The following is a 274-nucleotide window of genomic DNA, read 5'->3' on the forward strand; positions in this document are numbered from 1 at the left end:
ACTACCATCGGCGCTACGGCGTTTCACTTCTGAGTTCGGCATGGGGTCAGGTGGGACCACCGCGCTACAGCCGCCAGACAAATTCTTTTTAAATGCCGAACATTAACCGAAAAACTGGTGCTGATACCCAGAGTCGAACTGGGGACCTCACCCTTACCAAGGGTGCGCTCTACCAACTGAGCCATATCAGCACACTAAATTTGATGCCTGGCAGTTCCCTACTCTCGCATGGGGAGGCCCCACACTACCATCGGCGCTACGGCGTTTCACTTCT

General features: G+C 54.4%; 1 tRNA gene and 1 rRNA gene. Both read right to left on the reverse strand.

Going from position 1 to position 274, the window contains the following annotated elements:
* Positions 1-78 (reverse strand): 5S ribosomal RNA (gene rrf / locus AACV31_RS19195); the annotation flags it as partial.
* A 37-nt stretch (positions 79-115) separates the two neighbouring features.
* Positions 116-191 (reverse strand) — tRNA-Thr (locus tag AACV31_RS19200).
* Positions 192-274: the final 83 nt, after the last annotated feature.

The organism is Cronobacter sp. EKM101R (assembly GCF_963888145.1).
In the GTDB taxonomy this organism is placed as follows: domain Bacteria; phylum Pseudomonadota; class Gammaproteobacteria; order Enterobacterales; family Enterobacteriaceae; genus Cronobacter; species Cronobacter turicensis.